This is a genomic window from Anaerorhabdus furcosa (assembly GCF_900167375.1).
GTDB classification, from domain to species: Bacteria; Bacillota_I; Bacilli_A; order Erysipelotrichales; family Erysipelotrichaceae; genus Anaerorhabdus; species Anaerorhabdus furcosa.
The window spans coordinates 422,212-447,784 of record NZ_FUWY01000002.1 but is presented as its reverse complement, the minus strand read 5'-3'; the positions used below and the strand labels follow the sequence as shown (position 1 = coordinate 447,784).

Here is a 25,573-nt window from a genome sequence, read left to right as displayed (position 1 = left end):
GGAATTAACCACCTACAACAACTTTCTTCATTTCAATTTTATAAGGCTTTATTTCATCACCTTCATAACAAGCTTCAAATTCTACAGGTGTTGCTACCTCATCCTTATCCGCAAATGTCATTTCAATATTTGATGAGTTAAATCCTTTCAAAAGTGTGATTTTTACAGGTGTTCCATCTTTTTGTTTTCCTGTAATTGCAATCTCTTTAAAATCCGTATCTTGAATCACAAATGACGGCTCAATTACACCTTCGTTATTCACTAATGCAGGAAACAAGGTTACAAGTTTATCTGCATCAAATTCAAGAAAACTAAATTTAATTTTGGCTCTCTCTTCATCAATGATAACACCACCTACATCTTTCCCTTTTGATCCATTGTGTTTTACTTCATGAAATGTTCTTTCTACTGTAAAAACCACATTTTCACGAGTTATTCCAACTGATGTCTTATTAATAGAAACATCACAATTACCCAATACTATTTTTTCAAATTCCTTTTTCATAACTGCTCCTTTCATATGCAATTATTTGAAACCTTAATGATCTAACTTGAATATCTTTATCCACATCAGTCATGATCCCTCTTGATTCCAAGTAGAACGTTAGTCCTACATCATTATTGTTATGCTGCTTATAGTTTAGAAGTTCAATGATTTCATCACACTTATCTTCAACAACTTCAATTTCATTAAAATACAAATCAACCAAGAGAGTAAAATCATATCGATTAGGATATCGATTAGACTGATTCAAACGATAAGTAATATAGTTTAGACTATCATCACTCGCAACATTAGAATAAACTTGACCTACTTGTCCTAATAATTGCTTTACCAATAATCTAATTTTATTCGTTATCATTCTCATCACCTCCAATTAATCCACTTGCTCTTGCTTCATCTTCAACTGCACTGATGTAGGTTGAAATAATCTTTACAATATTCCTGTAGTTTTCATCTACAGTATCCGATAAGATATCTCTTTGTTTTGTCATATTTCTCTTTGAATAAGCTTTAACATTTTGAACTCCACGTTTTGTATTACGTGTATATCCCTTAGCTGGAAGAACTTGATTAAAGCCTTTCTCTTGTCTATTTGCATAGTAAGTATCCGCTTTAGTTCCAATTTGCAAATCATTTTCAATCTTTCTTTGCCAATACTGCCACGAAGACTTTAAACGTGATTTACTTCCGTCACTAGGTATATTTTTAAATTCCTTTTTTGTTCTTTCACGCAATCGTTTAATTAGCAGCCTTTGAACTTCATATAACGCCTGACAAATAAGTTCACGCATCAAATAGTCTGCCCTATTCAAGCTTGACTCAATATGAACTGTTCCATTTTTATTGTGATAGATTTTTACTTCTTTTCTAGGAAGTGGCATAAATATCCTTTGTTAGAACAAGTTCTACTATCTTTTTACCGACTGGATATGTTCGTAAAACTTTATATTCAATATCATTGTATACAACGATAGTTTCATCTGAATAATCTTCTTGTCTAACTTCAAGCACTACTTCAGGTTTCATCCCTACTGCACTTGCTTGATAAAACTCATTCCGTTTTACTGACATAACTTTGCAAAATACTTCAGTTTCAACTTTTTCACCTGGTATTACATCACCGTATTTATTTGTTGATTTGTTACCACTAACTAATTTACATACATCATCCATGAGTTTCCTCCACTTGTTCTATAGGATCATAACTAGTTGAAAGCAATAGGTCTTTGATAATACTTTCATAAGATATTTGGTATTTATCACTGTCTTCTTCAAATCCATAATTTGCTTTCGCATATGCTTTACATGCTTTTAAAATTAATGGATCATCAAGACTTACTACAACACCTTTACGTTTTAATTCTTCTAAGCATTCATCAACAACATCCTTGATTTCTTCTAAAATATCGGTATTTTTAGAGGAACTTCTCAATGCTATTTTAACTTTTTTTACTATTTCATCTTTTTGCATGATACCTCCTCATTTAGAAAAAGAGGGTTTTTACACCCTCTTATGCAGTTACTTTAGTTAACTTCACAAACGCTTCATCAACCGCTAGTTTACCATCAAACATTGCTGTTCCTAAGAACTCATACACATTGTTTTTAAGTACACGACCTGCTTCAATAGTAATTCCATCAGGCATATTACCTACATAATATTTGAAGTCTCCTAAGAAGGCATCATGTAATTTGATATCACTATCCAAATTAACCGGATATCCACTAATGTAGTATTGCTTACCTTCATTCGTTACTAGTTTGTTTTTAGATTGATCTTGAAGTGGCATGAAATCTTGGAACAATGTTTTCTTTGACATTGTGAATTCCGCATTAGCATCAAATGCTCCATCAAGTAAAGCAATTAAGTCCCACACATTTTGAGTTGTTAACTTAGCATCTTTAGCTACTGTAATTGAATTTGTTTCATCCCATGTTACACTCACATCAATCCCTTTTGATTGATTTGTTCCAGTACCAAAGAAAACTAATTTTTTAATTTTATTCGCAATTCTACGTGCTACAACACGACTTAGCCAACCTTCAAATGCATCAATTGCCATTTTTGATACCGTTTTAGAAATAGTAATATACTTATTAACTTCATAAGTAGTAAGCGAAACTGGCACAGTACCTTCAGTACCTTCATTAATTGGCGTTCCTTCTTGATGAATAATAGCTTCACTGCCTTCTACTTCAACATTGAATGTTACATTTCCATCTACTTGAAGAAGTTCGATTTTATCAAGAATATTAATTTCTTGTTTTACTAATTCGACAATTAAATTTTGTGTGTCAGTTGGAATTACACTTCCTACTGAATCAGCTGCACTTGTAAGTGTTCTTTTTTCTTCATCAGTCAATTCTTTCTTTTGTAAGTTTTTCAACCACGCATTACGGTACTCTTTTGTTTCTTGGATATTTTCCATTTTCTTGTCCTCTTTTCTTTCTTCTTTTGTTTCTACAACTCGATCTGATTTGCCTTTTGCAATTTCATCTAACAATGAACGTCTTTTTGACTGTGCTTCGATTTTTGCACTTTCTACTGCTAGTAGTTTCCCACGTTCTTCCTTTAAAGATGCAACCTCTGCTTCTAGTTCATCCATTCTTTCATCTGCCACATCACTATCTAGCTCATTAGTAATTTCAGATAGTCTTTTTTCAATTTGTTCTAAGTTCATTTCATAGCCTCCATTTTTAATTTAAGTTTTCTTAACCTCATCTTGCACTTATTAGCCTCCGCTACCTCTTTCTCCGCCTCCGCTTGAAAAAAAGAACGTGCACTGATTGATGTTGTATCGTAAGCAGGAATATCAACAGCTGCGACATCATAAAGTCGCTTGATTCCTGTAATACGTCTTGTATGTGTTTCTCGATCATATTCATCTTTAGAAACAATAAAGGCGAATGACATTTTATCAATGTATCCGCCTTTTATTTCTTCATGTAATTTTCTTGCCTCATCAGTTCCACTTAAATCAGAATCAATCTTTAATCCAGTAGCATCTACAAGTAACTTGAGTGTTCCGTTCTTCGTTCTTGCAACTGGTTTACCTCCATGATTATAATTCATGACGACATCTCGCATTTCGCAGTTATCAAACGCCTTTCGGTCAATAACTTCTTTGTACTGAATACCGTTCATTTCATACATCACAGTAGGTGATTCAAATATGCAAGCATATCCTGATGCATGCATTTCTTCGTTGGGTTCTAGGTTAAATTGTCTATATTCTCTATCCTTTGATATCATCTTTTTCTTCCTCCTCATCACTTAAGATGTCTTTATCCAATTTATCAACCTCTACGTATTCACGTCTTATGTATCGCTTATCTCCATTTGGAACCTTCGGCATATTCATGATTGTAAGACCTTGATTTTGTGACATCATTCCACGATCAGATAATTGTGTAATCATTTCAATTTTCGTCTTTGGCGACATGAACTGTAGTCGATTAGATTCAAATAAAACTTCATTTCCATAATATAGTTCATTGGTTGTATATAACATTTTAGTTAATACTTGAGATAACTGTATTCCAAAAGGTTCAATTGCTCCTTCATATGTTGAATTCCATACATCTTCAGTTGCCTTGTTTTGAATGACATCAATTGAAACACCAAAATAATTTTGTATATTTGTTTGAATTAGCTCTTGTTGCTTAGCATCAACTACATAGCTTTGTGGTGTGATTTGCTTAAAATCATCATACTTTTTATCAATCAACAAAATGCCATTGGGGTTATTAGAATCAAAGTTTTCTTCCTCCAATCGCTTACGTTCTGCGACTAAGTCATTGGTTTTAAATGTTCCTGATATCTTTCCTATAAAGCGTATGACTGCACTCGCCTTCACACTATTCTTAATTCCTTGGTTTTGCGTTTCAATCATATCCATTGTTGCGGATAATGGTGCATTTGATTCACCAAAAAATTCTGACTTATATTGCATCTTTTTTAAGTGTCCTACCTTGTCATATTCAATAGCATCAGGTTCATTATTAAACATGTATCTTAAATAAACTTTACCATCTCTATTCACAATTGAACTTCCTATTGTAGAAATTGGATACAAGCCGATAATATCTCCATTATCCGCATAAATTGGAATAATATATGCATTATTTTCGATTTCATATATTGTTCTTAAGCGATATAGAAATTGAGATAATGTCATATTATCGTTTGGCTTAACTCTCAAAATCTTTTCTAATGTCTTATAAGAATTACCATTAATGACAATATTCAATTTGGATGTATGAGTTGCAAGCACATGAATCGCCGTTCTCGTTAGATCCATTTCATATAGTCCACCTTGAAAGCTAGTGAATACCGGTGAGTAAGCATTAATCATTTCCAACCTTTGCCTTATCCCATGCATTTGTTTTCTTTTAAATACTTTATCAATAATTCCCATATCATTCCTCCTCGGTCATTCTCATAAAATCTTCATAATTTTCTTGATATACAACGTAAGCATCGATGAGTGATACTGTTCCATCAATTCTTAGTTTTTGATTCTTTCCCTTAACTGGTCTGATGTTGTCATTTTCATCACGTTTTACTACTGTATTAGTTAAACACCATTTTAATATTGGATTGTTATTGTAGTTAATCTTCTTAGCCCAAAAATCAGACTCCATAATCTTCATTGGTGTAGACATTGTCTTTGCACCTTGAATTACTTCCAATAAGTTAAATGAATTTGATTCCATCTCTTGAATCCAATAAGAAGCACTCCAACGATCATATCCAATAAACAGTGGGAAAATACCATGCACTTCACGCATTTCAACAAACCACTTTGTAACATCAGCATAATCAATCTTGTGAGCACCTGAATATCTTAAGAAACCAAGTTTTTCCCATTTATCATATGGAACTTTATCTTCTCTGATTTTCTTTTCTGCAAGTTCTTCAGGTATAAAATACATTTGACTTACAAATAGCTTTTCTTCTTTTCTCCACATAAGAGTTGCACATGTTAAATCGACTGTAGATGATAAGTCAACACCACCCACTGCATACACATCTTTAAAATCATCAATATTGTATGTTTCCTTGTTATCAACAGTTTCAAAGGATAGCCATGCATCACTTGTTGTTTCTCTAATATTGAATTCTTTACATAATAAGTTCTTAACAAGTCCTGGATTCGATTTTGCTTTGTTGACCTTTTCTCTAAGTACTTCAATCTTCTTAAAAATACCTAGTGCAGGATTAGCTTTTTTCCAACACTTCTCTTCAGTCCATTCATCTTTTGAATCTAGTTCATAAATGAAAGCAATGAAATGTTCATCCACATAACCATTTTCATCAAAGTACCCATCAATTACTTTTTCTGCATACTCATATTTTTCATCATAGATATCTTCACGAACAGTGCCGGCTGTTGTAGTCGCTAGGAATAAAGGTTGTTCACGTGCTTGAATACCATCATACATAATGTCATACAATGCTTTACCATTCTTCCATTGTTGCAACTCATCCGCTAGACAACAATGAACATTCAATCCATCTAACGTATCGGAATCACTTGCTAATGGTTTAAAAGTGCTATCGTTGTAATCACTAGTTAATTCTGCTACTAATGTTTTAATACGTTTTCTCAACAATGGTGATTTTCTTATCATTCGTTTAGCTTCTTGCCAAATGATTTTTGCTTGATCTTTCTTTGTTGCAACTGCATAAACTTCCGCACCTGCTTCACCATCCGCAATCATCATGTACACACCAATAGCAGATGCTAATAGTGATTTACCATTCTTTTTAGCCACAATATAAAGTGCTTCAGTATATTGCCGATTACCATCAATATCAACAAACCCAAAAATAGCGGATATCATCGCTTTTTGAAATAATTCAAGCTTGAAAGGTTGTCCACCCATCTTACCTTTTGAGTGCTTGCAATACTTTTCAATAAAGTCGATTGCATGATGTGCTCGTTTATTAGAAAAAGAGTATTTATCTTGATAATCGATACAGTAATTAAGGTACTTGTAAGTTTTATATATTTTCTTACTTACGACTTCTTTACCACTATCAATCAACTTCCAATACTCTTTGATGTAATTAATCATCTCTATTGGTTACAAAATCATCAAAAGGATCACCATCATTTGTTACTACAGTTTTTGTCAATGAAATCAAATTTTTATAGATAGTATCATATGTTTTCATATAACCTAGATACGATTTATAGTAAGGTGATTCTCTTAAAAAAGATTGTTTTCCTTGTTTGAATTCCTCAACTGTTCCATTGTATACAATATATTTCTTTACAATAGAAAGTTGATTAATAATAAATATTAGCTCTTTTTCTAACATTTTAGCTTCATTGATTTTATCTTTAGGAATCTTTTTCATAATTTCTGATAATTCTTTCAATTCCTTTTTATTTGCAGCAACTTTTTTCTTTTTAGTTGTACTTTTTTTTACTTCCTTTAACTTCTTTTTATTTTTCGGTATTTCCTTAGTTTTTTTCTCTTTCATGGACTGAACCCCCCCCTCCTATGAAAATGACCTGCGTGTTATACGATCCTTTTCCCATCGGTCTTTAAAGCCCCTACTTTTCAAGCTGAATAGGGGGCATAGTGATTAACTCACCGTTATCATCAAACATCAAACCTTCAACAGTACTACCATTCTTGCTCATGTGCTCCCTGTTGTGACACTCTTTGCATAATAGTTCTAGGTTATCTCGATTCAATGTTATGTTAGGATCATCTATGTTATTTGGTGTTATGTATACCTTATGATGAACAAGTCTTGCATACTCACCACAACGCTCACACAAGAAGTTCTTACTTCTTGCATAACCATAACTAAGATTATTCCATGATTTACTTTTGTAGAACTTCTTTGCATATTCTTGCATACTTATCATCATCCTTCTTCCTAGCATTCATGTAATCTTTACAGTGATGTGGATTAGGACATCTATCTCTTAATGTGCAATACTTGCACGGTTTTGGTTTCTTCATCGTTACCTCCAAAATAAAAGCAACCCTATTTGGATTGCTTAAGCACTTTCTAATAAATTTAGTACTTTAATCATAAAGCTAATACAATAATTGATTTCCATTTTAAGTTCAAGCCAAGAGGCTACTTTTTTATTTCCATGAAACATGTTATTTCTAAATCTATATACAACGGAAAATATTGTTTCAATGTCGTTAACTACTGACCTTTCATTCTCAAGTAACTTTAGAAATTCAGTTTTTTCATTGTCTCTTTTGTAAAATAAGTGTTTAATATGTATATTATGATTATCTTTAATTGTGTATCTATGAACAAAATGGTTCAATTCATCCGTTATATCGAAATTATTATTCTTAATTCTATTTGATATGTCCACGGAATATTCATGAATTTTATTAAATGTTAACATGTTGCCATTCGTCAATCTACTTTCAAATACAGACCATATCATTAAGAATCCAATAGCAATCGGAGACCGAAGAGTATTTATTATATCTATTTCATTGATTTTATATTTATCTTCTTCTCGACACCACAAAGTAGGGTTTTCTACAAAAAAATGCACTATCTTGTTTTCTAAATCATTATCATTCATAATATCACCTATATTCTATAAATCTTATCTGATTTTCAATTAATTTCACTGCCATGCCATGTTCCAATAATTAATATAAAGCCTATAACCAAATAAAAAATAGACAAGAACAATAATAATATAAATTCTATATTGAAGATGTACAAAACATACTGCAGTGCTAATAATATAACTTCAGATATGAGAATTGTAAAAAAAGTATTTACAAGCCTATCTCCTTGAGAAGTAGAAAAATTCTTTGATACATTTTCTACTTCCCTATATTTTTCAATTAATTCACGAAAATTAATTTTATCAACAGCTAAAACTAAAAAAGTTGACAAAATACCAATAGTATTCAAAATACCCAAATAATCAAAAGTTATACTGTTTCTTATTACTTCTTCTATTTCAATATTTATATAAAGTAGAAATAATAAGCACGATAAAACAATAATCAATAAGTGAATCAACTTATACGAGCTGTGATATTGTCTAAATATTTTTTTTGTAAATTCCCATAATATTTTCATTTTACTTACCTTTCAAACTTTTATTTAATTCATCTATTAATTTTATAAAACTTATGTCTCTTTTCTCTTCAAATGTTTGAAGTTCTAAATCAAGTGTAATTTTTTTATTTAAAACACCATCAGAATCTGAAGAAAGTGAATTTCCATCTTTATCGATTCCATTCAAAAATATTCTTTTTGTGCCACTTCTATTCTTTTCTATTAACTTCTTTAAACTATTAACTCTAAATCCACTTTGTGCAAAAAACTTATACTCTACTGAACATTCTTTTACTTTTTCGGATGAAGTCAACTCAAGTATATTCCTCTCGACCTTAAATGCCTCAGTTTGATCAAGTGAAGTTTGACCATATATTACATCTACAATTTTTATAGATGTCAAATACTCCAGATATTCTATAGCAACTTCACCAGTAAGTTTAGGATTAGAAATGTTAAAAAATAATTCCAACACTTTTTTTACTTCTTTCTTTGATCCATCATAATAAATTGTATTTAATATTGTATCTACAATTATGAATTTAATATCTATTAGCTTATTATCATTTACATAGTCAGATAAAGGAATTTGATTATCCTCATCAACTCTTAACCCAAATTTATTAGATTCTTTATATGTGTTGTATTTGACAACAAAATATTTATTAATTAGAAAATATGAATTTATTTTTTCTTCGCTAACTTCTTTATAATTTTCCCTTATCTTCATTATTGTATTATGTGGCATTTCTACGTACGCTTGCTTTAGATCCATATAATTATCTCCATTATTGTATTTATTAAAACAATTATATTATAAAAATCACCTTTTGCAAAAGGTGATTATCATTAATTTAAATATACTGAATGCCTAAAGCCATTATAACCTAATTTTCATGGCACAACTGTGCAAATTACTAATAATTTTATTTATTTTTTTCGTAATTACAGAAACATCTAGACACATCTGATCTGCTATTTTCTGATGAGTCATTCCATACCAGTAATATTTTTCTATTAATTTTAGATCATCAAAAGTAATATTTAATATCAACGTATGTACTTTATCAATGGCAAATTTGTGAAACTTTAGTTCCTTATTAGTTTTTTCTTCTTCATCCAACAATTCAGGAATATTATTGGTATAAATAACAGTCCCTTTTTGATATTTCGCTTCATTTCTATCTTTAAATCTTGGAGATTTTGCTCCTCCCTGTAGTAAATCATTAATTTCTAATAATTTACTTGAACAACTATAATAAGATTTCACATGCCACTTAAATGATTTTAGAAGTAAATCTATATCTTTAATATCCATTTTAAATATTGTTATCCTTTCTATGTTACTTGACAAAACCCCCTCTTCTGTCAAATCAATTCTTGTTAGTACTAATCATCAAATAACCTTTTATTCATGCATTAATTGCCTAGTTTTTAGCTTCGAAATTTATTAGGTCATTTGACATAGTACTTTTTTTGACAAATCCTCTTAATTCCATTACGTTAATGGATTCCAAATACTGCTTTTTTTCTCTGCTTTTCAACAACATTATCTTCCAAACAAATATAACGCATAGTATCATATGGGTTCTCATGCCCTAATAATCTTTGAACAACGTAGATATCATGCGTTTCATCGTAAACAAAGCGTCCGAATGATTTTCTAAGTGAATGGGCACCAACAGGATACTTGATACCTATTTCATCCGCTAAAGAATCTTAATAAAGTTATAAGCTTGCTGCCTAGTCAAAGGTTTAATACTATTTGGGTATGTTTTTAAGAGGAACTCATTTTTTGAAACATTATAGAATTCTATAAACTCATCCAGTTCATTTAGGAGAATATCATTAATTTCATATTTCAATTATTTACCCGTTTTAAACTCTTCTATAGCTAATGGTCCACCTTCAATGTTCCTTGGGGTAAACTGTAGTAATCTTTCGATTCGATGTCCTGTATTAGCTCCTGTGATTAATATGATGGAATTTCTCCACCATCGGTGTTCACCTTTAAGATCGCCTCTTTCACGTGCAGCATCTCGTTTAACAAGGCATAGTCGAGTCATCATATTAAAATCTTTTAGTTTTATAGGGAAAACATCTTGTTGACCACCTTTGTGATACCTGATATGTCTAGGTACGTACTTTTTATCAGCCACCTAATCACCTCCTTTAAAGAAAATAATCCAGTGTGTTGTGCCACGTTGATTACCTAGCAAAGGCTTATATTCGCAACACGCCAACACATCTTTTAAAGGTATCTGACATTCACTCCATTTGAAGATTAATGTTCCGCCTATTTTAAGTACTCGCATGCATTCTTTAAACCCAGCAGCTAGGTCTTGGTTCCAATTGTTTTTATCGAGCTGACCATACTGTGCTTTCATAATTGAGTTCGGTCCTGCCCATTTTAAATGTGGTGGATCAAAGATAACAAGATTGAACCTTTCATCGTCAAACGGGATTGATCTAAAATCTGCAATTATATCAGGATTCACATTGACATGTTTACCGTGTATATCAAACGCTTCTCTTCTTATGTCCATGTAGATTGTATGTATATTCTCTTTGTCGAAATAGAACATCTTACTACCACAACAAACATCTAAAACTAATTGCTTTTCTACCATAAATTTACCAGGTATTGAATGATGTTTGTGAGTGGCCAAGATATTGCTATAAATAGGACTATACCTAGTGCTGAATATGTTATACCAATAAGTAGTCCTCTGACTTTTATAATAGTCTTATAATTCTTTTTCGGTTGAATTATAAGCCCTATAAATATATCAATTAAGAATGAGCATATTAGCATAACGAGTGCGAGTATTAATGCTCTACGATAAAATTCATTCATCATTAATCTTCCTCATCGATAAATCTTCTTACTAAGGAGCCAAGTTTGCTATCTTTCAAATTACTTTTACATAGATAATTCCAACACTCCTTCAGTAAATCTATTGCTTTGTCAATTGTTGCGTTTAGATTTTTGTTTTTATTTTGTTCATCAATTAAATCTTCTTTTAGCTCTGATATTTCCGCCCTTCCATTGTAGTTATTACTTAGATATGCTGTTGCATCATCACCCATGTATTTATCCACAAGTTTTTCAAAATCTTCTTTTGAGCAAACTAAGTGTTGCTCTTCATTAATAAATATCGTTGCCATATTAATCCCACCCTTCTTCAGTTTTATTCTTTCTTGATTTCGGCATATCAAACTTCCATAAGACGAGCGATTAAATCAGTTTTCTCTTCAATCACTTTATTCTTTTGTTTAAGCAAATCTTTATACAAGGCAATTCGTTGTTCTAATTCTTTATTGGTAGTCATTAATTTTGCTACACGAGAATTAATCTCATTCACTTTTTTAATGCACTGTTCACAGTTGTTTTCAGGCATATCTATTCTCCATTCTATGTGTGCGTGTGTTTAGTAAAGAAGAAGCGAGCTACATCAATATCTCTTTTGTTGTTGATGTCATTTAAAATCAATGAACGCTCCATCTCATTTAATTTTCTTCCCACTGCCACTTCGATATTCTCGATGATTGTTGGTAGGTCAGAGGCATCTAAATCTTTACTATCTTCTTCTTTACTATTATTTGATTTATTTTGGTTTATTTTGATTTCATTTCCTTTATCGGAATTAACCCCAGTTTCTTCCGAATAAACCCTAGTTTTTTCTGAATTAAATCCAGTTTCTTCCGAAGATATATCATTTTTAGGTACACTTAAAGGAACATCTATTAAAAGATATTTTTTATTTTTGAAATCAATCGTTCGTCTTAATACTTTTTCCATGATTTCAAAGTATCTTTTTTGAATGCCATCTGAAGTCCATACATTACATTCCACGAGGTTTTTATCAAATAAACCTATATCGGTGCAGTACCGGAGGATTTCAGCGCATTTATTTTCATCACACCATTTGGTTCCTATTTTTTGAGCCAAATCATATGACAGTTCATCTATATCAATAACAATGTAATAATTCGTTATATAAATTAGATCTAACATTCTACGATATATCGTTTCGCCAAGAGGACCATATTTTCTAGATAATTTTTTCAATGTAAAATTAGTATCATAAGCCTTGCATGACCAATTGTAATAATCTAAATGTTCCTTTTTTGGTGCTGCCATTAGATGTATCTAAGTAAATAAGTTAAGACGATGTGCTTATTCATCAACTAGATCACCTACTTTCAATTTTGTTTTTATTAACATGTCATATGGAAATGGATTTTTAGATAAATATTGAAAGTACTTTTTAGTATCTTTAAATCCCTTAATTCCATCGACAATAGAATGTGTGAATTCAGTTTCTATAATTGAATTTAAAGTATTCTCCACATTTGTTTTGATTTTTCTATCTGCAGTCCCAATACATAATTTGCTTTCAGTCAGCATATTCGGCATTGGGTATTCATATAACGTTGTATCTTGACCTTTAAATTTTTTAAATGAATAAGCTTCAATGTTTTCTATTCTTTCGTTCGTAAATGTGACAATATAGAATGAATTGGGAAATTGTATATCATAGCATTTTCCTTCATAGGTTACATATCTTTTTTGTTCTTTTTGAACGATTGCATACTTCCCGACATCAACAGCATAGATATTTTTGGATAACACCTTTGGCTTATTAGCACTGGATGTTAAATTACTAAATTTCTTTTTTAATAGCTTTAAAATTTCAGTTGCACTAACTGATTTAAAAAGTTGTTGATTATTTTCTACAATTAATACTTCTGCATCGGGCTTAGTTGAAGTAATTCTAATGACAACTTGTTTCATAGAATAACCTCTACTGTAGATTGGTAAACTTTCAGTATGTCGCTTATTAAGGAACTTGAATGTTGTTCTTCGAGATCATCAGAATAACTAACAAGTACATCTTGAAATAATTCTGCCGTTCTAATTGGTTTTACATTTATCAGTAAATCAACGACTTTTTCTTTTGAAATTTCTATAGAATCATAATATCCATCATAAGCATCCACGTCCGCAACATAAAATGTATCTGGATCGAATTTAACGAATTCCAATGCTTTCATGACTTGATGAAATTTTCTTCTTTTTCTCTTATTCATAAGTTTTATGGCTAAGAAAGAGCCGAATGTCTCACAAGTATTGTCCATATCATCTATTTCACCTGTTTCACTATCGATACCTCGAAATAAATGTATAAATTCTTCATCTTCATTAATTCCAAAATATTTTCTCAACTCACCAACCCAATAGGTGATAACGCCTGTAAATTCATCATTTGTGTTCTTTGAAGTATGATCTAAGCTGTCACAATAATAATCACTTGAGTTACACACCAGGTAAATCTTTATATCTGATTCTTCTAAATAACAAAACAACACCATGAGTAGCACCACACTAACACATCCATAATCAGTTCCATCCGCACTATATTTATTATTTAAATCATGAAAAACATCATCATACAGAGAATAGTCGTAAGTATATCCCTGAATAATTTCTGCACGCCGATTCTTACACTCCCATACATTTTGTCTTGATGTGTCTACAAAGTAATCAAATAATCGATTATTTCTTGTTCTCTCCAAGATTAAACGAATAAAATCACCAAACTCATCAACACTATCACTATCTTCAGTAATGTACTGTTTTAAGTCGCTCAACATTTGTAACACCTACCTTCAGTTGATTTATTAATAATAGATGGATGTGTTCTAACAGAACACACGCCATTTTATTATTGGTAATAAGAAATTGAACATTTCCTTTTGATGCTTGCTCTTGGCAGCTTAATTCATTTGGATGCTTATCTTTTTTTAATTTGTATGTTTTCCCTCGCAAAGCACCTTTAATTTCTTTGTTAGATTTTACACAGATATAAATGTCTCCTGAATATTCTGAATTTGCTGAATCTATATAAATACACTGTTTCAATCTTTTAACAACTTTCTCACACACTTTCCTAGTTGCATCATTATCAACACATCCAACAATCACTGGGATGCGACTTTCTTTTTGAATAACTTCAAAAAAGTCAGATTCAGTAATGTAACGATCAATTGCATAGCAATTCGTTCCATAAAAAGTATTGATTTTTTTAGACAATGCAATCGCTTTATTTTCGCCTATATCTTGTGTTTGATACGATTGACGCTTCATGTTCTTCCCTTCTACTATGTCACCATCAATCAACGTCATTTCACAATTGCTACCTATCAGTAGTTTGGGCATATCACGTGCTAGAAGTGATCCGGTTCCACCGACACCAACGATATAAAAGTGATAATTCATAATTATCCTTTCTTATGGTGCTTGAATATTGGAATGAGCACATTGTCTTTATCTCTGTAATCAAACGATACTTCACCTGAGAATTCATAGAACTGATGGTTTAACATCGCTTCCTTAATTTCGGATTCAGTGTATTCAGCTCCTTCAGTAAAGATATGATCAACATCTCTTGTCTCACCACCAAAATGAATTTTAAAAGGATAAACATATTTCTTTGATGAACTCTTTTCTTCAGCATCATTTGTTGACTTACTCACAACAGTATCTTTTTTTACTTCCTTTTTTGTTTCCTTGGTTTCTACAGTCTTCATGCCTAATACATCAAATAAATCGTTATTCATTTTCTATTTCCTCCACTGTCTTGTTTTCGCCTGGTTTCACAGTAACTGCTTTAATTTTTAAATCTTCTGAATTTTGATTAGAAACAACCATAGTCACTGATAATTCATCACCATTTTTCATCATGAATGCATTCTTATCGATGCTTATTTCTTTTGCCGATACCGCATCTATCACTTTTAACAAATGATCTACTCTGAACACTTGCTTGTATTCTTGTATGTTAGTTTTCACAATCTTTATTGATGATGTAAACTCTTTGTGAATACCTTCATCAACAAGTGACAAGAGATTGAGCTTATCATTTTTTATTTCAAAACAAACGTGATTGCTAAAAAGTGAAATATTTTGTAATTGTGCTATAAGTTCATTGCAATCAATCGATAGTATTCCTTCAAATTTAGGATCGTAATTTTCTAACATCGTAATTTTTTGCTCATACAATGGTGAGTAAACAATTTCCCCCTGCTTTGATGCGAATATAACTTTCCCAGTTGATTTAATTGAATAATTATCCTTTTCTAAATTTTTTAAGAATGATCCTGGAATATGAATTGTTTGTGTGTTTGTTTTCAATACCTTTTTATATGTATTTGATCCTGAAGACCCAACAACAGAGTTTTCATAGACTAACACACCAGCACATTCTTTGCGTGTTGCATCAGCAAATGCAATACATTTATTCATAATATCAATAGGAACATTCATTTCAACAGCACCTGTTGTATCTGGTCGATTAAGACTCAGTTCATAGTTTTGTATTTTAAATTTTGATACACCGCTTTTAAAACAAATACTATCTCCTACAAGTTCAACATCCAATTCATTAAACTTTGATAATAAATTGAAATCCTTTGCTACAAGATTAAATTCAATTTTTCCACCTTCTTGTAATCCAAATTCATTTTGTTCCATTCGATAGATTCCTGTTGTTCCATCAAAGGAATGAATCAATACATAATCTTTTTCGATTGCGATATAGTTATTGGGCATACCTCGTTTGAAATGTTTACCACTTATCTTCATTTCCCATTTCCTCCTGTTGAATTTCTAAGTGTTTATATTTACTTAATTGTTGTGCATGTGTTTCACCGATATATATATAGCCATTAACATAAGCATGATATAAATACCTATGGTGATTGCAACACCCTTTAGAAATAGCCTAATAGGCTTTCTCAATCTTCTTTTATTCATCACTTATACTTCCGACATAGCTGCATTTATTTACTTGTTTAGTTAGTCCATATTTATAGGCACTGACTTGTTCGTTACTTAATCTATGTTTTTTCATATATCGTAGTGATATTTTAATTAAGTCTTGAACCAACTTATCGTCATTACTGATTACTGGGTTTTTCTTGGTTGCTGTTTTTTGTAATGCTTCTTGTTTCATTTTAGGCATTGCCTTTCCTCCTTAAAATTTGTATAATGAGGATGTACATAAAAAGTTTGTACATCAGATTGAGTTCGCTACTTTCCAGGTGAGGAACTCTTTTTTTGTTGTTGAAGCCAAGTGTTAAAATGATCTTTAGGTATTAGCCATTTTCCTCTTAATCCATTTCTCATTGCCTGTGTTCCTTTGGATCTTGTATAGTTCCGACAAATTTCATCAGGATAACCAAGCTGTTTCAATTCTGTTATGGTATAAACTTCTTTTTCCATTTACTATTCCTTTCTTCTCCATGGTATAATATTTAAAATGGAGGATTCACAATGGATTTAAATCAAATAATACTTACAATTTTAACTGTTACTATCCCCAGCTTAATTACATATTTAGCAACAACAAAATCAAATCAATCAAAGATCAAAGAAATCGAAGCTATTAATAAATTAGAGACTGAAAGGTTAAAATATAATCAAGAACTTAAATATAAAGAGCTTGAGTCTACTATTGAAAAAATGAAGCTAGAGCATAGTAATGAAATTGAAAAAATGCACTTAAGCTATCAATTAAAAAAAGAAGAAGCAAGTAGCCAAATGACAGCTAATTTAACTAAAGACTTCTTAACAGGTTCATTAGATCTTTCTACTATTACAAGTAGTATTGATCAATTAAGTGTTGTTCAGCAAAAAGTCAATAAACTAAATAATAAAAGCAACACTTCAAATTTTCTCAACAAAAAGTAAAGTTATTGAAGTAACCTTAATAGCGTCGGTAACGACAGCAATTAACGCTAATTCACTACTAGATGTCAAATTATTAGATATCGTCGATAATATTAGTAAGTGATTTTCTAATATTTTTTCAATACATTCTTTTTCCATTAAATTTTTCCTCTCTTTTTATTTGATGTGTGATGCAGATTATAGATACTATGCACAACCTATCTATATGCAGTTTTCGGTACTTATTCATTTTTTTGTAGCAGAATTCCTATAAAATAAGTATTTAAACAATTTAATGATTTTATGTTACTTAAGTATCTCTGTATTGCATTATCCAGTGAATTTGTAAAATAGAACTCTCTTAACTCTCTTGATTTTATATGTTGATTATAATTACCATTAAAATCATTTAAAATAAATTCAGGTTCTTTCCTTTTTTACATTCTTCACATGTACAAACTTTAGACAGTATTTTAATTTCATTTGCCTTAATTACCTCATAAAGTATAAGTACCTGCTTTCTTTTAAATTGTTAAATATCTACATTTTGTAGAATTTAACCGAAAAAAATTTGCTCGAATTTTTTATCTAAAACATCGCAAGCTTTTTCAGCTTCTTGAATAGACATATTTTTAGAATCTGCTTCCCAACTTGCAACAGTATTCCTATGAACACCCATTAATTTAGCAAATTCTTCTTGAGTTAAGCCTTTATTTACTCGTGCTGACTTCAAACTAACTTTATCCATATAGCCACCTCCTTGATTACATTATATTCTACAATTTGTAGATGTCAACGTTATTTTCTACATTTTGTTGATTTTTTTGTGCAATAGTTCTACAATATAGATATTAAATGAGGTGCATTATGAGAAAAATAGTTATTGGAGAAACAATTAAAAAACTAAGAGAATCCATGAGCCTTAGTCAAGATGAACTTGGCGAAATATTGGAAGTAAGCGGAAAAACTATTTCTTCTTGGGAAATCAGTCGCACTGAGCCAAATATGGGATATGTTCAAAAGCTTTCGAATTATTTCAATGTTTCTATGGATTATTTGATTTATGGTAAAAATTCATCTGTCGACTCAGATGTATCATTCGACGATTTCCGATTCGCTTTGTATGGTGAAGTGAAGGATTTGACCGAAGAACAAAAACAAGATGTTCTTGATTTTGCGAGATTTATTAAAAACAAGAATAAGTAGGTGAATTATGGATTCCTTACTAAATTATGCAGATGATAACAACTACCCAGTATTTTTCAAAAGAATGAATGTAACAAAATCTCTTTCAGTAGAACTTGATGATATGCTTTGCATAAATATCGATGAATCAAAATTCGAAACTGAATCTGAAAAAATAGTTTGTCTAGCTCATGAACTAGGTCACTGCATATCAGGTACTCTCTATACAATTAATCATTCTAACTTATACCGAGGAAGTGCTGAATACAGGGCCGACTATCGCGCAGCACAATTAGTTATGCCTATAGACGAATTAAAGGAATGCATATTAAAAGAAATTACGGAAGTTTATGACTTGGCAACATTCTTTGGAATAACCGAAGAATTTGTTAAGCGAATATTATATATATACAGTAACAAAGGTCTATTAAAGGATATAACGCAAAGCGTTTAATAAGGAGAAGATTTATGAAAATTACCGATGGCATTACTGTTACAGAAAATACCCCGTTGTTGCGACAAGTTGCTTTCTTAGGTACCCGGGAACAGTACAATGGAAAACTAGCTCATCTTGCACAATTAGCCGAAAAAGAAACATGGCAAACAAAGGATAGTACTTTTCAAAATGACATATTATTTCAGTATATACTTCATACCTTTGATCGATTGGTTGACGAAGATAAAATAATTTTCACAGAAGATGGAAAATTTGCTTCATTCAATACAGGATTAATGTCAGAAAGTGGTGAAGACATTGTATGTATGTTAAATGAAAATACAAATCAAACTTCAACACAAAAATGGTATTTATACGGTTTTCACTTAGTATCAGATAGATACTTCTTGAATTTTTTTAATACAATCCCATTAGTAGCGGATTATTTTGCTAGTGATCCAAATAAGATGTATTTCAATCCATCTTACGAAATTAGAGTCGATACAAACCATATTTTTAGTGATAATATTGAAAGATTCCCTAAAGAAATTACCGAAAAAGGTTTTTCATATTTTATTACACTTTTTAACGGAGCATTTCATGTAATCAAAAAGAAAATAATGAGGAACTACAGAATAGTTGTTCCTCAATATTTTAATAAACAAATCACTTATTTACTTCCTATTGATTTGGATGGATTCAAATGTGCACTAGCTATTGAATTACTATCAAATCATCAATATAGAGCAAACACAATTTTAACTCTTGACATGGCCTATAGTAATGCAAGACTATTAATGAAACCCGAGGCTGATTGGCTCGATTTAAATTCTATAGAAATTTCATCAGAAAGTGAAGATGCTCTAAATGATGCTTTAGAAATAGAAAAAGAAGCCTAGCTTGTAGACTTCTTTCCAATTGATATACAAATGATTTATATACGAAAACTTTATATATGTATTAAGTATATAGCTATAATTTGTTTAAGTCAATATTCTAGCCCAAACATTTTATTAAAAGGCAATCACTTCCGCCGGCAAGCTAAGTAGTGATTGCAATCGCATAGCATTAGCATTTGTGCTTTTACTATGCCTACATTATAACAAATTTAATGGAGGTGGTTCAATGCCAAAAGCAAAATATAGTCAATGTTCTAACCGAACACAGTACAAGACTTCAATAACGATAGGATTTGATGATAATGGTAAACGTATAACTAAAAGTATTTATGGAAAAAGTTCCGCAGATTTAGAACGTAAAGTCCACGAATATAGACTTTACCTTGAAGAAAATCCCTATGATGCTGTTAAACATAACTTTAAAGAATACGCTACTAAATGGTGTGATACAAAAAGTATAGGAGTCGAAAAAGCAACCTATAAGATGTATAAAACAGTAATTGATTTTAATCTGCTGAATTTACACGATAAAGAATTAAATGAAATTACTAGACAAGATGTCCAAGATGTCATCAATCACCACGCTCTAAAGGCACGGACATGCCAAAAGATAAAAATAACGATTAATCAAATACTTAAGCAGGCTAAGAAAGATGGATTGATCAAAGATAACTTTGCAGATGATCTTGTTATTCCAAAATATGTACCTGAAACAAAAAGACCTCTGATGCCACACGAAGCGAAGTTAAGCGTTTTAACAACCTTTTCAGATAGAGAGAGTTGTTATATTAGAATGATTAAAAATTGCGGGCTACGCAGAGAAGAAGCCCTAGCACTTCAAAAAGATTGCTTTAACTTTGAAAAGAATACTGTTACCATATCGAAAGCCATTCACTTTGACAAAAACCAAGCCACAATAAAAGATCCAAAATCAAAGGCAAGTAAACGAACCTTACCATTATTGAAATCTGACATTGATTTTCTCAAGGCATACTTAGATAAACTGAATACACCTTACCTATTTACTAGCCTGCAGTCCAAAGAATTAATTAGCGAGCAATCGTTCAAAAGAATGTTTGAATCTATCATTGATAAAATGAACGCAAAAGCCACCACAGAGAAGCTGCCACAGGTAGGTGATGATCTTACTTCACATATATTCAGACATGATTATGCTACTGCATTGTATTACGCTGGTATTGGAGTTAAGGAAGCACAATATTTACTTGGCCACTCCAGTGTCAGAATTACATTAGAAATATATACGCACCTTGATTCACTAGCTAATCATGAAGAAATATCAAATAAACTTGAAGACTACAATAAGACAAGAATGTAGTCTTTTTTGTACCCTAATTTGTACCCTAATGACATCAAAATACCCTATAAAAACCCCGAAACTTTGGCAAAAATCGGCAAATCTTCACAATTCATTTTGAACATAGAAAAAGCGTATAAACCCTTTTAAATAGGCTTATACGCATGTTTTCTAATGGTGGTCCCAGCCGGGATTGAACCGGCGACACATGGATTTTCAGTCCATTGCTCTACCGACTGAGCTACAGGACCACATGGTTGCGGGAGAAGGATTTGAACCAACGACCTCCGGGTTATGAGCCCGACGAGCTACCAGACTGCTCTATCCCGCGATGTGATAAATAAATTTTAAGAATGGCGGAGGAACTGGGATTCGAACCCAGGCGCCAGTTTCCCGACCTACCGGTTTTCAAGACCGGACCCTTCAACCACTTGGGTATTCCTCCAAAGATTTTTTTTGATTGGTGGACCCTGTAGGACTCGAACCTACGACCAACCGGTTATGAGCCGGTAGCTCTGACCAACTGAGCTAAGGGTCCAATGTTTCCGACCTCATAAACTTTTGTTTTAAAGCGATGGTAGCGAGGGTGGGACTCGAACCCACGACCTCCCGGGTATGAACCGAGCGCTCTAGCCAACTAAGCTACCTCGCCATCTTGAATAAATAAATGGTCGGGATGACAGGATTCGAACCTGCGACCCCTTGATCCCAAATCAAGTGCACTACCAAGCTGTGCTACATCCCGTTTATTTAAATGGCGCGCCCAGTAGGAATCGAACCCGCAACCTTTTGATCCGTAGTCAAACGCTCTATCCAGTTGAGCTATGGGCGCATTTTAAGAAGATGTACTGTAATTTACAGTGCTATATTATAATAGCAAACAACAACACAAATTGCAACACATAATTTCAAAAACTACGAAATAGATTAAAATACTATAGCGTTGTAAATGTTTTGCATACAATCTTCCATTCATTATCAAACTTTATTAGATGAAATGAATCATTAACTGTAGCTACACCATAAAAGTTATCTACCAAAATAGAAGCTGTGGCCGTATTGGAAATAACTTGGATTGAATCAACAACACAGGTACACTTTATGTTTTGTTTAATCATTGAAGGTTTAGAATTTAAATCTGCATAAAATATTTCTGGTGTACCTACAACAACTTGATCACCTAGATAACCATACATGGATGCATTTGGATGAAAGATTGTTTTTAGTTTAACTACATCTGCATTACTTATTGCATCAAAATATTGTTCTAATAAATCTCTAATACTTTTTTCTCTCCTTGTTTCCATTTTATCTAATCACTTAATTAGAAGCAATTACTTTCAATATATTTTGGTAAACCTTCTTTTATTCCTTATTAATAAAAGATTCTTCATCCTCTATTTAATGTGAATATTTTTTTAAAAGTCTTTGTGAAAAAAACTTAATTTTGTGGTTGCATTTTGATAGGTCGTACTATATAATAATAAAGCACGGAAAAGAAACTGGTTCCTTAGCCAAGTTGGTAAGGCAATAGACTGCAACTCTGTGATCGCCGGTTCGAGTCCGGCAGGAACCTCCAACAAAAATTTAATAAGGGGATATGGCGGAATAGGCAGACGCATCGGACTTAAAATCCGGTGATGGCAACATCGTATGGGTTCAAGTCCCATTATCCCCACCATTCGAAAATGAAGCGAAGTATACATTGTATAAGTCGCTTTTTTTCATGCTATAAAAAGAAAAGCGATCGAGATGATCGCTTTATGTCTTATTGATTTTTAACTTTAATCCAAAGGTCTGATAATACTTTCTTCATTGCTTCATTGTGTTTGAAGAATTCATCATTTGGACCATCTGTACGTGGTAGATATGCTGGATTGCCATCAAATTCTCCACCTTCCGCAGTCATTTCTTCTAATACATTTTTATTAGAACTAGCATAACCAACTGTAGATGAATTGTCATATGATGCATCATCTGTTAATACAAAATTAATAAATTCGTGTGCTAATGCTGGACATTTTGAGTTTGCAGGTATCACCATTGCATCAACCCAGATGTTTGTTCCTGTTTCTGGCATATAGTAATCCATATCTTCATTTTCAGATAAGATATACGCTGCATCACCACTATAAACAACTGCTAAGTCTTTTTCTCCATTAACCATACTGTCAATAACTTCATCTGTTACATAGGCTGGATTTACATTCTTATCTAGTTCTAGTAACCAATTGTATGCTTCGTTAATCTCATCCATGTTTTCAGTATTCATTGAATAGCCAAGTGCTTTTAACGCAATCATAAAGCTATCTCTTTCTGAATCATACATATAAACACGGTTTGCATATTTAGAATTCTTTAATACATTAAATCCTTCTTTTTCTACATCAGAGGGATCTACGTTATTTTTATTGTACACAATTCCTACACTGCCCCAAAAATATGGTGCTGAGTATGTATTTTCTGGATCAAATGCTGCACCCATAATTCCATCGTATAAGTTTTCTTTGTTTGTGATTAAATTCCAATCAATAGGTTGAAGTAAATTTTCTTCAACTAATCGTTCAATCATATAATCAGAAGGTACTAGAATATCGTATTCATTTCCTCCTAATAATTTTGTATACATAACTTCATTTGAATCAAATAAAGAGTAATTTACTTTTACATTGTATTGTCTTTCAAAATTACCAATTACATTTTCACCAACGTATTCACCCCAGTTATATACATTAAGTACATCACAACCATATTGTGCAATAGGATCTACATCACTTGTTTTAGTGCCACAACCAGTTAGTGATAAAGCGAATAAACTACATAATACTGTTACTAAAATCTTCTTCATTTACTTTCCCTTTTTTCTTTCTATCTCGAATGAGAGGTACCACATTGACTAAAACAAGTACAATCGTAATGACAAATACGATAATCGATGACAATGCGTTAATACTTGGATTGATACGTTTATACATTGTATAAACATAAATTGATATATTGTTTACTCCAGGACCTGTTGTAAAGAATGAAATGATGAAATCATCAAAGGACATCGTAAAGGCAATTAAAGCCCCTGATACAATCCCTGGTGTAATTTGTGGAATAATTACTTTGATAAGTGCTTGCCAAGGAGTACACCCCAAATCGAGTGCTGCTTCTGCAAGATTATTATCAAGTTGTCTAAGTTTTGGCATAATACTTAAAATAACATAAGGAATACAGAATGCAATATGAGCAATCAGCAAAGTTGTAAATCCTGTTTTAATTTGAAGTGATGTAAAGAAAAGCATCAATCCAATCGCTGTAACAATCTCCGGATTAAGCATTGGTAAATTGTTTACTTGCATCACTGTTTCTTTTAATATTCTTCTTGATTTACTCAAACCAATAGCAGTAATTGTTCCCACAATAGTAGAGATGATTGTTGCAAGTACAGCAATAATTACGGTGTACCAAATTGCTTCCATCATCGTACGATTGTTAAACATTTTCTCATACCATTGAAGAGAGAACCCTGTAAAATTAGTTAAACTCTTTGATTCATTGAATGAAAAGATAACAACATATAAAATTGGTAAATAGAAGAACGCAAGAATTAAAAGTAAGTAGATTCTTGAAGGTAAGTTTTTTAATTTCTTCATTAGTCACCCACCTCTGCACTTTCATAATCCAATTTCTTTGTAACAAACATTGAAATCAAGATAATCATTGCCATAATTAGTGATATTGCCGAACCAAAGTTCCAATCACCTGTAGAGACAAAGTAATTTTCAATTAAGTTACCCACTAAAACGAAGTCTCCTCCACCAAGTAATTTTGGAATGAAGAAACTTGATACTGCTGGTAAAAATACGAGTGTAATCCCAGAGATAACTCCTGGAATTGACAAAGGAAGTACAACTCTTCTAAATGTTTCAAATTTATTTGCGCCTAAATCATTTGCGGCTGCAATTAAACTTGGATCCATTTTTAATAGTGAGGTATAAATTTGTAAAATCATGAATGGTAAGAAGTTATACACCATACCGATGTAAACTTTAATTTCACCTGATACAGGAACATCTAACAAAATACCACGCCATGCATAAGTACGTACTAGCATATTAATCCACATGGGTAGTGTGATAAGTAATACCATCATTGTGCGTTTATTTACATGCAATTTCGACATGAAATAAGCAGCAGGATATCCAATTAATATACAAATAACCGTTGTGATTATAGCTAGTTTTAATGATCTCCACAATACATTGGGGAAAATACTATCGCTAAAAAATCTAGCAAAGTTATCAAAAGTAAATTGAAGTGTTAATACACCATTACCTTCTTTAGTAAATGCATACAAAACAATTAATAACATCGGCACGACAATAAATATCGCAGCCCATACAACATAGGGGTAAACCAGACGAGAGAAACTCTTCATCG

39 protein-coding genes and 9 tRNA genes are annotated in these 25,573 nt (G+C 31.8%); 7 read left to right on the top strand and 41 right to left on the bottom strand.

Going from position 1 to position 25,573, the window contains the following annotated elements; genetic code table 11:
- Positions 1-4 precede the first annotated feature (4 nt).
- The 29 genes from B5D14_RS05325 to B5D14_RS05185 all read right to left on the bottom strand — a co-directional run bounded on the left by B5D14_RS05325 (position 5) and on the right by B5D14_RS05185 (position 16,860).
- On the bottom strand, positions 5-505 hold the full coding sequence (locus tag B5D14_RS05325; RefSeq protein WP_078711551.1) for a hypothetical protein: 501 nt from the start codon (positions 503-505) through the stop codon (positions 5-7).
- Positions 489-863, bottom strand: a complete 375-nt coding sequence (locus B5D14_RS05320; protein ID WP_078711550.1) for a hypothetical protein — start codon at positions 861-863, stop codon at positions 489-491. The genes B5D14_RS05325 and B5D14_RS05320 overlap by 17 nt, the downstream gene beginning before the upstream one ends.
- Positions 850-1,386 carry a hypothetical protein gene (locus tag B5D14_RS05315; RefSeq protein WP_078711549.1) on the bottom strand — a complete coding sequence of 179 codons (537 nt, stop codon included), beginning with the start codon at positions 1,384-1,386 and terminating at the stop codon, positions 850-852. Before B5D14_RS05315 ends, B5D14_RS05320 begins: the two co-directional genes overlap by 14 nt.
- The gene (locus B5D14_RS05310; protein ID WP_078711548.1) at positions 1,373-1,678 is read right to left on the bottom strand and encodes a phage head closure protein; all 306 of its coding nucleotides are present in this window, start codon (positions 1,676-1,678) and stop codon (positions 1,373-1,375) included. The genes B5D14_RS05315 and B5D14_RS05310 overlap by 14 nt, the downstream gene beginning before the upstream one ends.
- The gene (locus B5D14_RS05305; RefSeq protein WP_078711547.1) at positions 1,671-1,976 is read right to left on the bottom strand and encodes a hypothetical protein; all 306 of its coding nucleotides are present in this window, start codon (positions 1,974-1,976) and stop codon (positions 1,671-1,673) included. The genes B5D14_RS05310 and B5D14_RS05305 overlap by 8 nt, the downstream gene beginning before the upstream one ends.
- 40 nt (positions 1,977-2,016) lie before the next feature.
- The gene (locus B5D14_RS05300; protein WP_078711546.1) at positions 2,017-3,186 is read right to left on the bottom strand and encodes a phage major capsid protein; all 1,170 of its coding nucleotides are present in this window, start codon (positions 3,184-3,186) and stop codon (positions 2,017-2,019) included.
- Entirely contained in the window at positions 3,183-3,758 is a 576-nt protein-coding gene (locus tag B5D14_RS05295) for an HK97 family phage prohead protease (RefSeq protein WP_200804763.1), read from the bottom strand. The genes B5D14_RS05300 and B5D14_RS05295 overlap by 4 nt, the downstream gene beginning before the upstream one ends.
- Positions 3,742-4,923, bottom strand: coding sequence for a phage portal protein (locus B5D14_RS05290; RefSeq protein ID WP_078711544.1), 1,182 nt, complete (start codon positions 4,921-4,923; stop codon positions 3,742-3,744). The genes B5D14_RS05295 and B5D14_RS05290 overlap by 17 nt, the downstream gene beginning before the upstream one ends.
- 1 nt (position 4,924) lies before the next feature.
- Positions 4,925-6,586 carry a terminase large subunit gene (locus tag B5D14_RS05285; RefSeq protein WP_143254392.1) on the bottom strand — a complete coding sequence of 554 codons (1,662 nt, stop codon included), beginning with the start codon at positions 6,584-6,586 and terminating at the stop codon, positions 4,925-4,927.
- The gene (locus B5D14_RS05280) at positions 6,579-6,998 is read right to left on the bottom strand and encodes a hypothetical protein (protein WP_078711543.1); all 420 of its coding nucleotides are present in this window, start codon (positions 6,996-6,998) and stop codon (positions 6,579-6,581) included. Before B5D14_RS05280 ends, B5D14_RS05285 begins: the two co-directional genes overlap by 8 nt.
- A 73-nt stretch (positions 6,999-7,071) precedes the next feature.
- Complete coding sequence (locus B5D14_RS05275; protein WP_200804762.1) at positions 7,072-7,392, bottom strand: HNH endonuclease; 321 nt, start codon at positions 7,390-7,392, stop codon at positions 7,072-7,074.
- Positions 7,349-7,489, bottom strand: coding sequence for a hypothetical protein (locus B5D14_RS12130; protein ID WP_159443732.1), 141 nt, complete (start codon positions 7,487-7,489; stop codon positions 7,349-7,351). Before B5D14_RS12130 ends, B5D14_RS05275 begins: the two co-directional genes overlap by 44 nt.
- Positions 7,490-7,527: 38 nt before the next feature.
- Complete coding sequence (locus B5D14_RS05270) at positions 7,528-8,082, bottom strand: hypothetical protein (protein WP_078711542.1); 555 nt, start codon at positions 8,080-8,082, stop codon at positions 7,528-7,530.
- Between the two features lie 35 nt (positions 8,083-8,117).
- The gene (locus B5D14_RS05265; protein ID WP_078711541.1) at positions 8,118-8,594 is read right to left on the bottom strand and encodes a hypothetical protein; all 477 of its coding nucleotides are present in this window, start codon (positions 8,592-8,594) and stop codon (positions 8,118-8,120) included.
- 1 nt (position 8,595) lies between these two features.
- Positions 8,596-9,348 carry a hypothetical protein gene (locus tag B5D14_RS05260; protein WP_078711540.1) on the bottom strand — a complete coding sequence of 251 codons (753 nt, stop codon included), beginning with the start codon at positions 9,346-9,348 and terminating at the stop codon, positions 8,596-8,598.
- Positions 9,349-9,453: 105 nt separating this feature from the next.
- Positions 9,454-9,927, bottom strand: a complete 474-nt coding sequence (locus tag B5D14_RS05255; protein WP_078711539.1) for a sigma-70 RNA polymerase sigma factor region 4 domain-containing protein — start codon at positions 9,925-9,927, stop codon at positions 9,454-9,456.
- 149 nt (positions 9,928-10,076) lie between these two features.
- On the bottom strand, positions 10,077-10,274 hold the full coding sequence (locus B5D14_RS12425) for a tyrosine-type recombinase/integrase (protein ID WP_078711598.1): 198 nt from the start codon (positions 10,272-10,274) through the stop codon (positions 10,077-10,079).
- Between the two features lie 164 nt (positions 10,275-10,438).
- The gene (locus B5D14_RS05245) at positions 10,439-10,732 is read right to left on the bottom strand and encodes a site-specific integrase (RefSeq protein ID WP_078711538.1); all 294 of its coding nucleotides are present in this window, start codon (positions 10,730-10,732) and stop codon (positions 10,439-10,441) included.
- Complete coding sequence (locus B5D14_RS05240) at positions 10,733-11,158, bottom strand: class I SAM-dependent methyltransferase (protein ID WP_342585672.1); 426 nt, start codon at positions 11,156-11,158, stop codon at positions 10,733-10,735.
- Positions 11,159-11,432: 274 nt separating this feature from the next.
- The gene (locus tag B5D14_RS05230; RefSeq protein ID WP_078711535.1) at positions 11,433-11,741 is read right to left on the bottom strand and encodes a hypothetical protein; all 309 of its coding nucleotides are present in this window, start codon (positions 11,739-11,741) and stop codon (positions 11,433-11,435) included.
- 47 nt (positions 11,742-11,788) lie between these two features.
- The gene (locus tag B5D14_RS05225) at positions 11,789-11,974 is read right to left on the bottom strand and encodes a hypothetical protein (protein WP_078711534.1); all 186 of its coding nucleotides are present in this window, start codon (positions 11,972-11,974) and stop codon (positions 11,789-11,791) included.
- A gap of 14 nt (positions 11,975-11,988) precedes the next feature.
- On the bottom strand, positions 11,989-12,717 hold the full coding sequence (locus B5D14_RS05220) for a DUF4373 domain-containing protein (RefSeq protein ID WP_078711533.1): 729 nt from the start codon (positions 12,715-12,717) through the stop codon (positions 11,989-11,991).
- 36 nt (positions 12,718-12,753) lie between these two features.
- Complete coding sequence (locus tag B5D14_RS05215) at positions 12,754-13,371, bottom strand: hypothetical protein (protein WP_078711532.1); 618 nt, start codon at positions 13,369-13,371, stop codon at positions 12,754-12,756.
- Positions 13,368-14,231, bottom strand: a complete 864-nt coding sequence (locus B5D14_RS05210) for a hypothetical protein (RefSeq protein WP_078711531.1) — start codon at positions 14,229-14,231, stop codon at positions 13,368-13,370. Before B5D14_RS05210 ends, B5D14_RS05215 begins: the two co-directional genes overlap by 4 nt.
- Positions 14,200-14,856, bottom strand: coding sequence for a ThiF family adenylyltransferase (locus B5D14_RS05205; protein WP_078711530.1), 657 nt, complete (start codon positions 14,854-14,856; stop codon positions 14,200-14,202). The genes B5D14_RS05210 and B5D14_RS05205 overlap by 32 nt, the downstream gene beginning before the upstream one ends.
- A 2-nt stretch (positions 14,857-14,858) precedes the next feature.
- Complete coding sequence (locus tag B5D14_RS05200) at positions 14,859-15,197, bottom strand: hypothetical protein (RefSeq protein ID WP_078711529.1); 339 nt, start codon at positions 15,195-15,197, stop codon at positions 14,859-14,861.
- Complete coding sequence (locus B5D14_RS05195; RefSeq protein ID WP_078711528.1) at positions 15,190-16,221, bottom strand: hypothetical protein; 1,032 nt, start codon at positions 16,219-16,221, stop codon at positions 15,190-15,192. The genes B5D14_RS05200 and B5D14_RS05195 overlap by 8 nt, the downstream gene beginning before the upstream one ends.
- 163 nt (positions 16,222-16,384) lie before the next feature.
- Positions 16,385-16,600, bottom strand: a complete 216-nt coding sequence (locus B5D14_RS05190; protein ID WP_078711527.1) for a hypothetical protein — start codon at positions 16,598-16,600, stop codon at positions 16,385-16,387.
- A 68-nt stretch (positions 16,601-16,668) separates the two neighbouring features.
- A complete protein-coding gene (locus B5D14_RS05185; protein ID WP_078711526.1) occupies positions 16,669-16,860 on the bottom strand; it encodes a hypothetical protein in 192 nt (63 codons plus the stop codon).
- A 51-nt stretch (positions 16,861-16,911) separates the two neighbouring features.
- Between B5D14_RS05185 and B5D14_RS05180 the strand changes: the two genes are divergently transcribed.
- Positions 16,912-17,328, top strand: coding sequence for a hypothetical protein (locus B5D14_RS05180; protein ID WP_078711525.1), 417 nt, complete (start codon positions 16,912-16,914; stop codon positions 17,326-17,328).
- A 535-nt stretch (positions 17,329-17,863) separates the two neighbouring features.
- On the opposite strand, the gene B5D14_RS05175 is transcribed toward B5D14_RS05180, so the two are convergent.
- Positions 17,864-18,055 (bottom strand): helix-turn-helix transcriptional regulator, encoded by a 192-nt coding sequence (locus B5D14_RS05175; protein ID WP_078711524.1) that lies wholly within the window; start codon positions 18,053-18,055, stop codon positions 17,864-17,866.
- Positions 18,056-18,174: 119 nt separating this feature from the next.
- Here B5D14_RS05175 and B5D14_RS05170 point away from each other — a divergent pair, with 119 nt between their 5' ends.
- The 4 genes from B5D14_RS05170 to B5D14_RS05155 all read left to right on the top strand — a co-directional run bounded on the left by B5D14_RS05170 (position 18,175) and on the right by B5D14_RS05155 (position 21,166).
- Entirely contained in the window at positions 18,175-18,513 is a 339-nt protein-coding gene (locus B5D14_RS05170) for an XRE family transcriptional regulator (protein ID WP_143254390.1), read from the top strand.
- 7 nt (positions 18,514-18,520) lie between these two features.
- The gene (locus B5D14_RS05165; RefSeq protein WP_078711522.1) at positions 18,521-18,946 is read left to right on the top strand and encodes an ImmA/IrrE family metallo-endopeptidase; all 426 of its coding nucleotides are present in this window, start codon (positions 18,521-18,523) and stop codon (positions 18,944-18,946) included.
- Positions 18,947-18,960: 14 nt separating this feature from the next.
- Positions 18,961-19,827, top strand: coding sequence for a DUF3825 domain-containing protein (locus tag B5D14_RS05160; protein ID WP_078711521.1), 867 nt, complete (start codon positions 18,961-18,963; stop codon positions 19,825-19,827).
- 226 nt (positions 19,828-20,053) lie between these two features.
- Complete coding sequence (locus tag B5D14_RS05155; protein WP_078711520.1) at positions 20,054-21,166, top strand: tyrosine-type recombinase/integrase; 1,113 nt, start codon at positions 20,054-20,056, stop codon at positions 21,164-21,166.
- A gap of 154 nt (positions 21,167-21,320) precedes the next feature.
- Here the strand turns inward: B5D14_RS05155 and B5D14_RS05150 are convergent.
- From B5D14_RS05150 to B5D14_RS05115, 8 genes are all read right to left on the bottom strand, one after another.
- Positions 21,321-21,396: transfer RNA gene (locus B5D14_RS05150), tRNA-Phe, on the bottom strand.
- A gap of 3 nt (positions 21,397-21,399) precedes the next feature.
- A tRNA-Met gene (locus B5D14_RS05145) sits at positions 21,400-21,476 on the bottom strand.
- 23 nt (positions 21,477-21,499) lie between these two features.
- A tRNA-Ser gene (locus tag B5D14_RS05140) sits at positions 21,500-21,590 on the bottom strand.
- Positions 21,591-21,606: 16 nt separating this feature from the next.
- Positions 21,607-21,683, bottom strand: a tRNA-Ile gene (locus tag B5D14_RS05135).
- 37 nt (positions 21,684-21,720) lie between these two features.
- A tRNA-Met gene (locus B5D14_RS05130) sits at positions 21,721-21,797 on the bottom strand.
- Between the two features lie 16 nt (positions 21,798-21,813).
- Positions 21,814-21,890, bottom strand: a tRNA-Pro gene (locus B5D14_RS05125).
- A gap of 10 nt (positions 21,891-21,900) precedes the next feature.
- Positions 21,901-21,977: transfer RNA gene (locus tag B5D14_RS05120), tRNA-Arg, on the bottom strand.
- Positions 21,978-22,080: 103 nt separating this feature from the next.
- On the bottom strand, positions 22,081-22,452 hold the full coding sequence (locus tag B5D14_RS05115) for a nuclear transport factor 2 family protein (RefSeq protein ID WP_078711519.1): 372 nt from the start codon (positions 22,450-22,452) through the stop codon (positions 22,081-22,083).
- A gap of 197 nt (positions 22,453-22,649) precedes the next feature.
- Between B5D14_RS05115 and B5D14_RS05110 the strand changes: the two genes are divergently transcribed.
- Both B5D14_RS05110 and B5D14_RS05105 read left to right on the top strand, forming a co-directional pair.
- Positions 22,650-22,724, top strand: a tRNA-Cys gene (locus B5D14_RS05110).
- A 15-nt stretch (positions 22,725-22,739) separates the two neighbouring features.
- A tRNA-Leu gene (locus B5D14_RS05105) sits at positions 22,740-22,826 on the top strand.
- 87 nt (positions 22,827-22,913) lie between these two features.
- Here the strand turns inward: B5D14_RS05105 and B5D14_RS12235 are convergent.
- The 3 genes from B5D14_RS12235 to B5D14_RS05095 are packed head-to-tail and all read right to left on the bottom strand — an operon-like array spanning position 22,914 to position 25,571.
- Positions 22,914-23,993 (bottom strand): ABC transporter substrate-binding protein, encoded by a 1,080-nt coding sequence (locus tag B5D14_RS12235; RefSeq protein WP_200804761.1) that lies wholly within the window; start codon positions 23,991-23,993, stop codon positions 22,914-22,916.
- A complete protein-coding gene (locus tag B5D14_RS12230) occupies positions 23,962-24,786 on the bottom strand; it encodes an ABC transporter permease (RefSeq protein WP_200804760.1) in 825 nt (274 codons plus the stop codon). The genes B5D14_RS12235 and B5D14_RS12230 overlap by 32 nt, the downstream gene beginning before the upstream one ends.
- Complete coding sequence (locus B5D14_RS05095) at positions 24,786-25,571, bottom strand: ABC transporter permease (protein ID WP_078711518.1); 786 nt, start codon at positions 25,569-25,571, stop codon at positions 24,786-24,788. Before B5D14_RS05095 ends, B5D14_RS12230 begins: the two co-directional genes overlap by 1 nt.
- Positions 25,572-25,573: the final 2 nt, after the last annotated feature.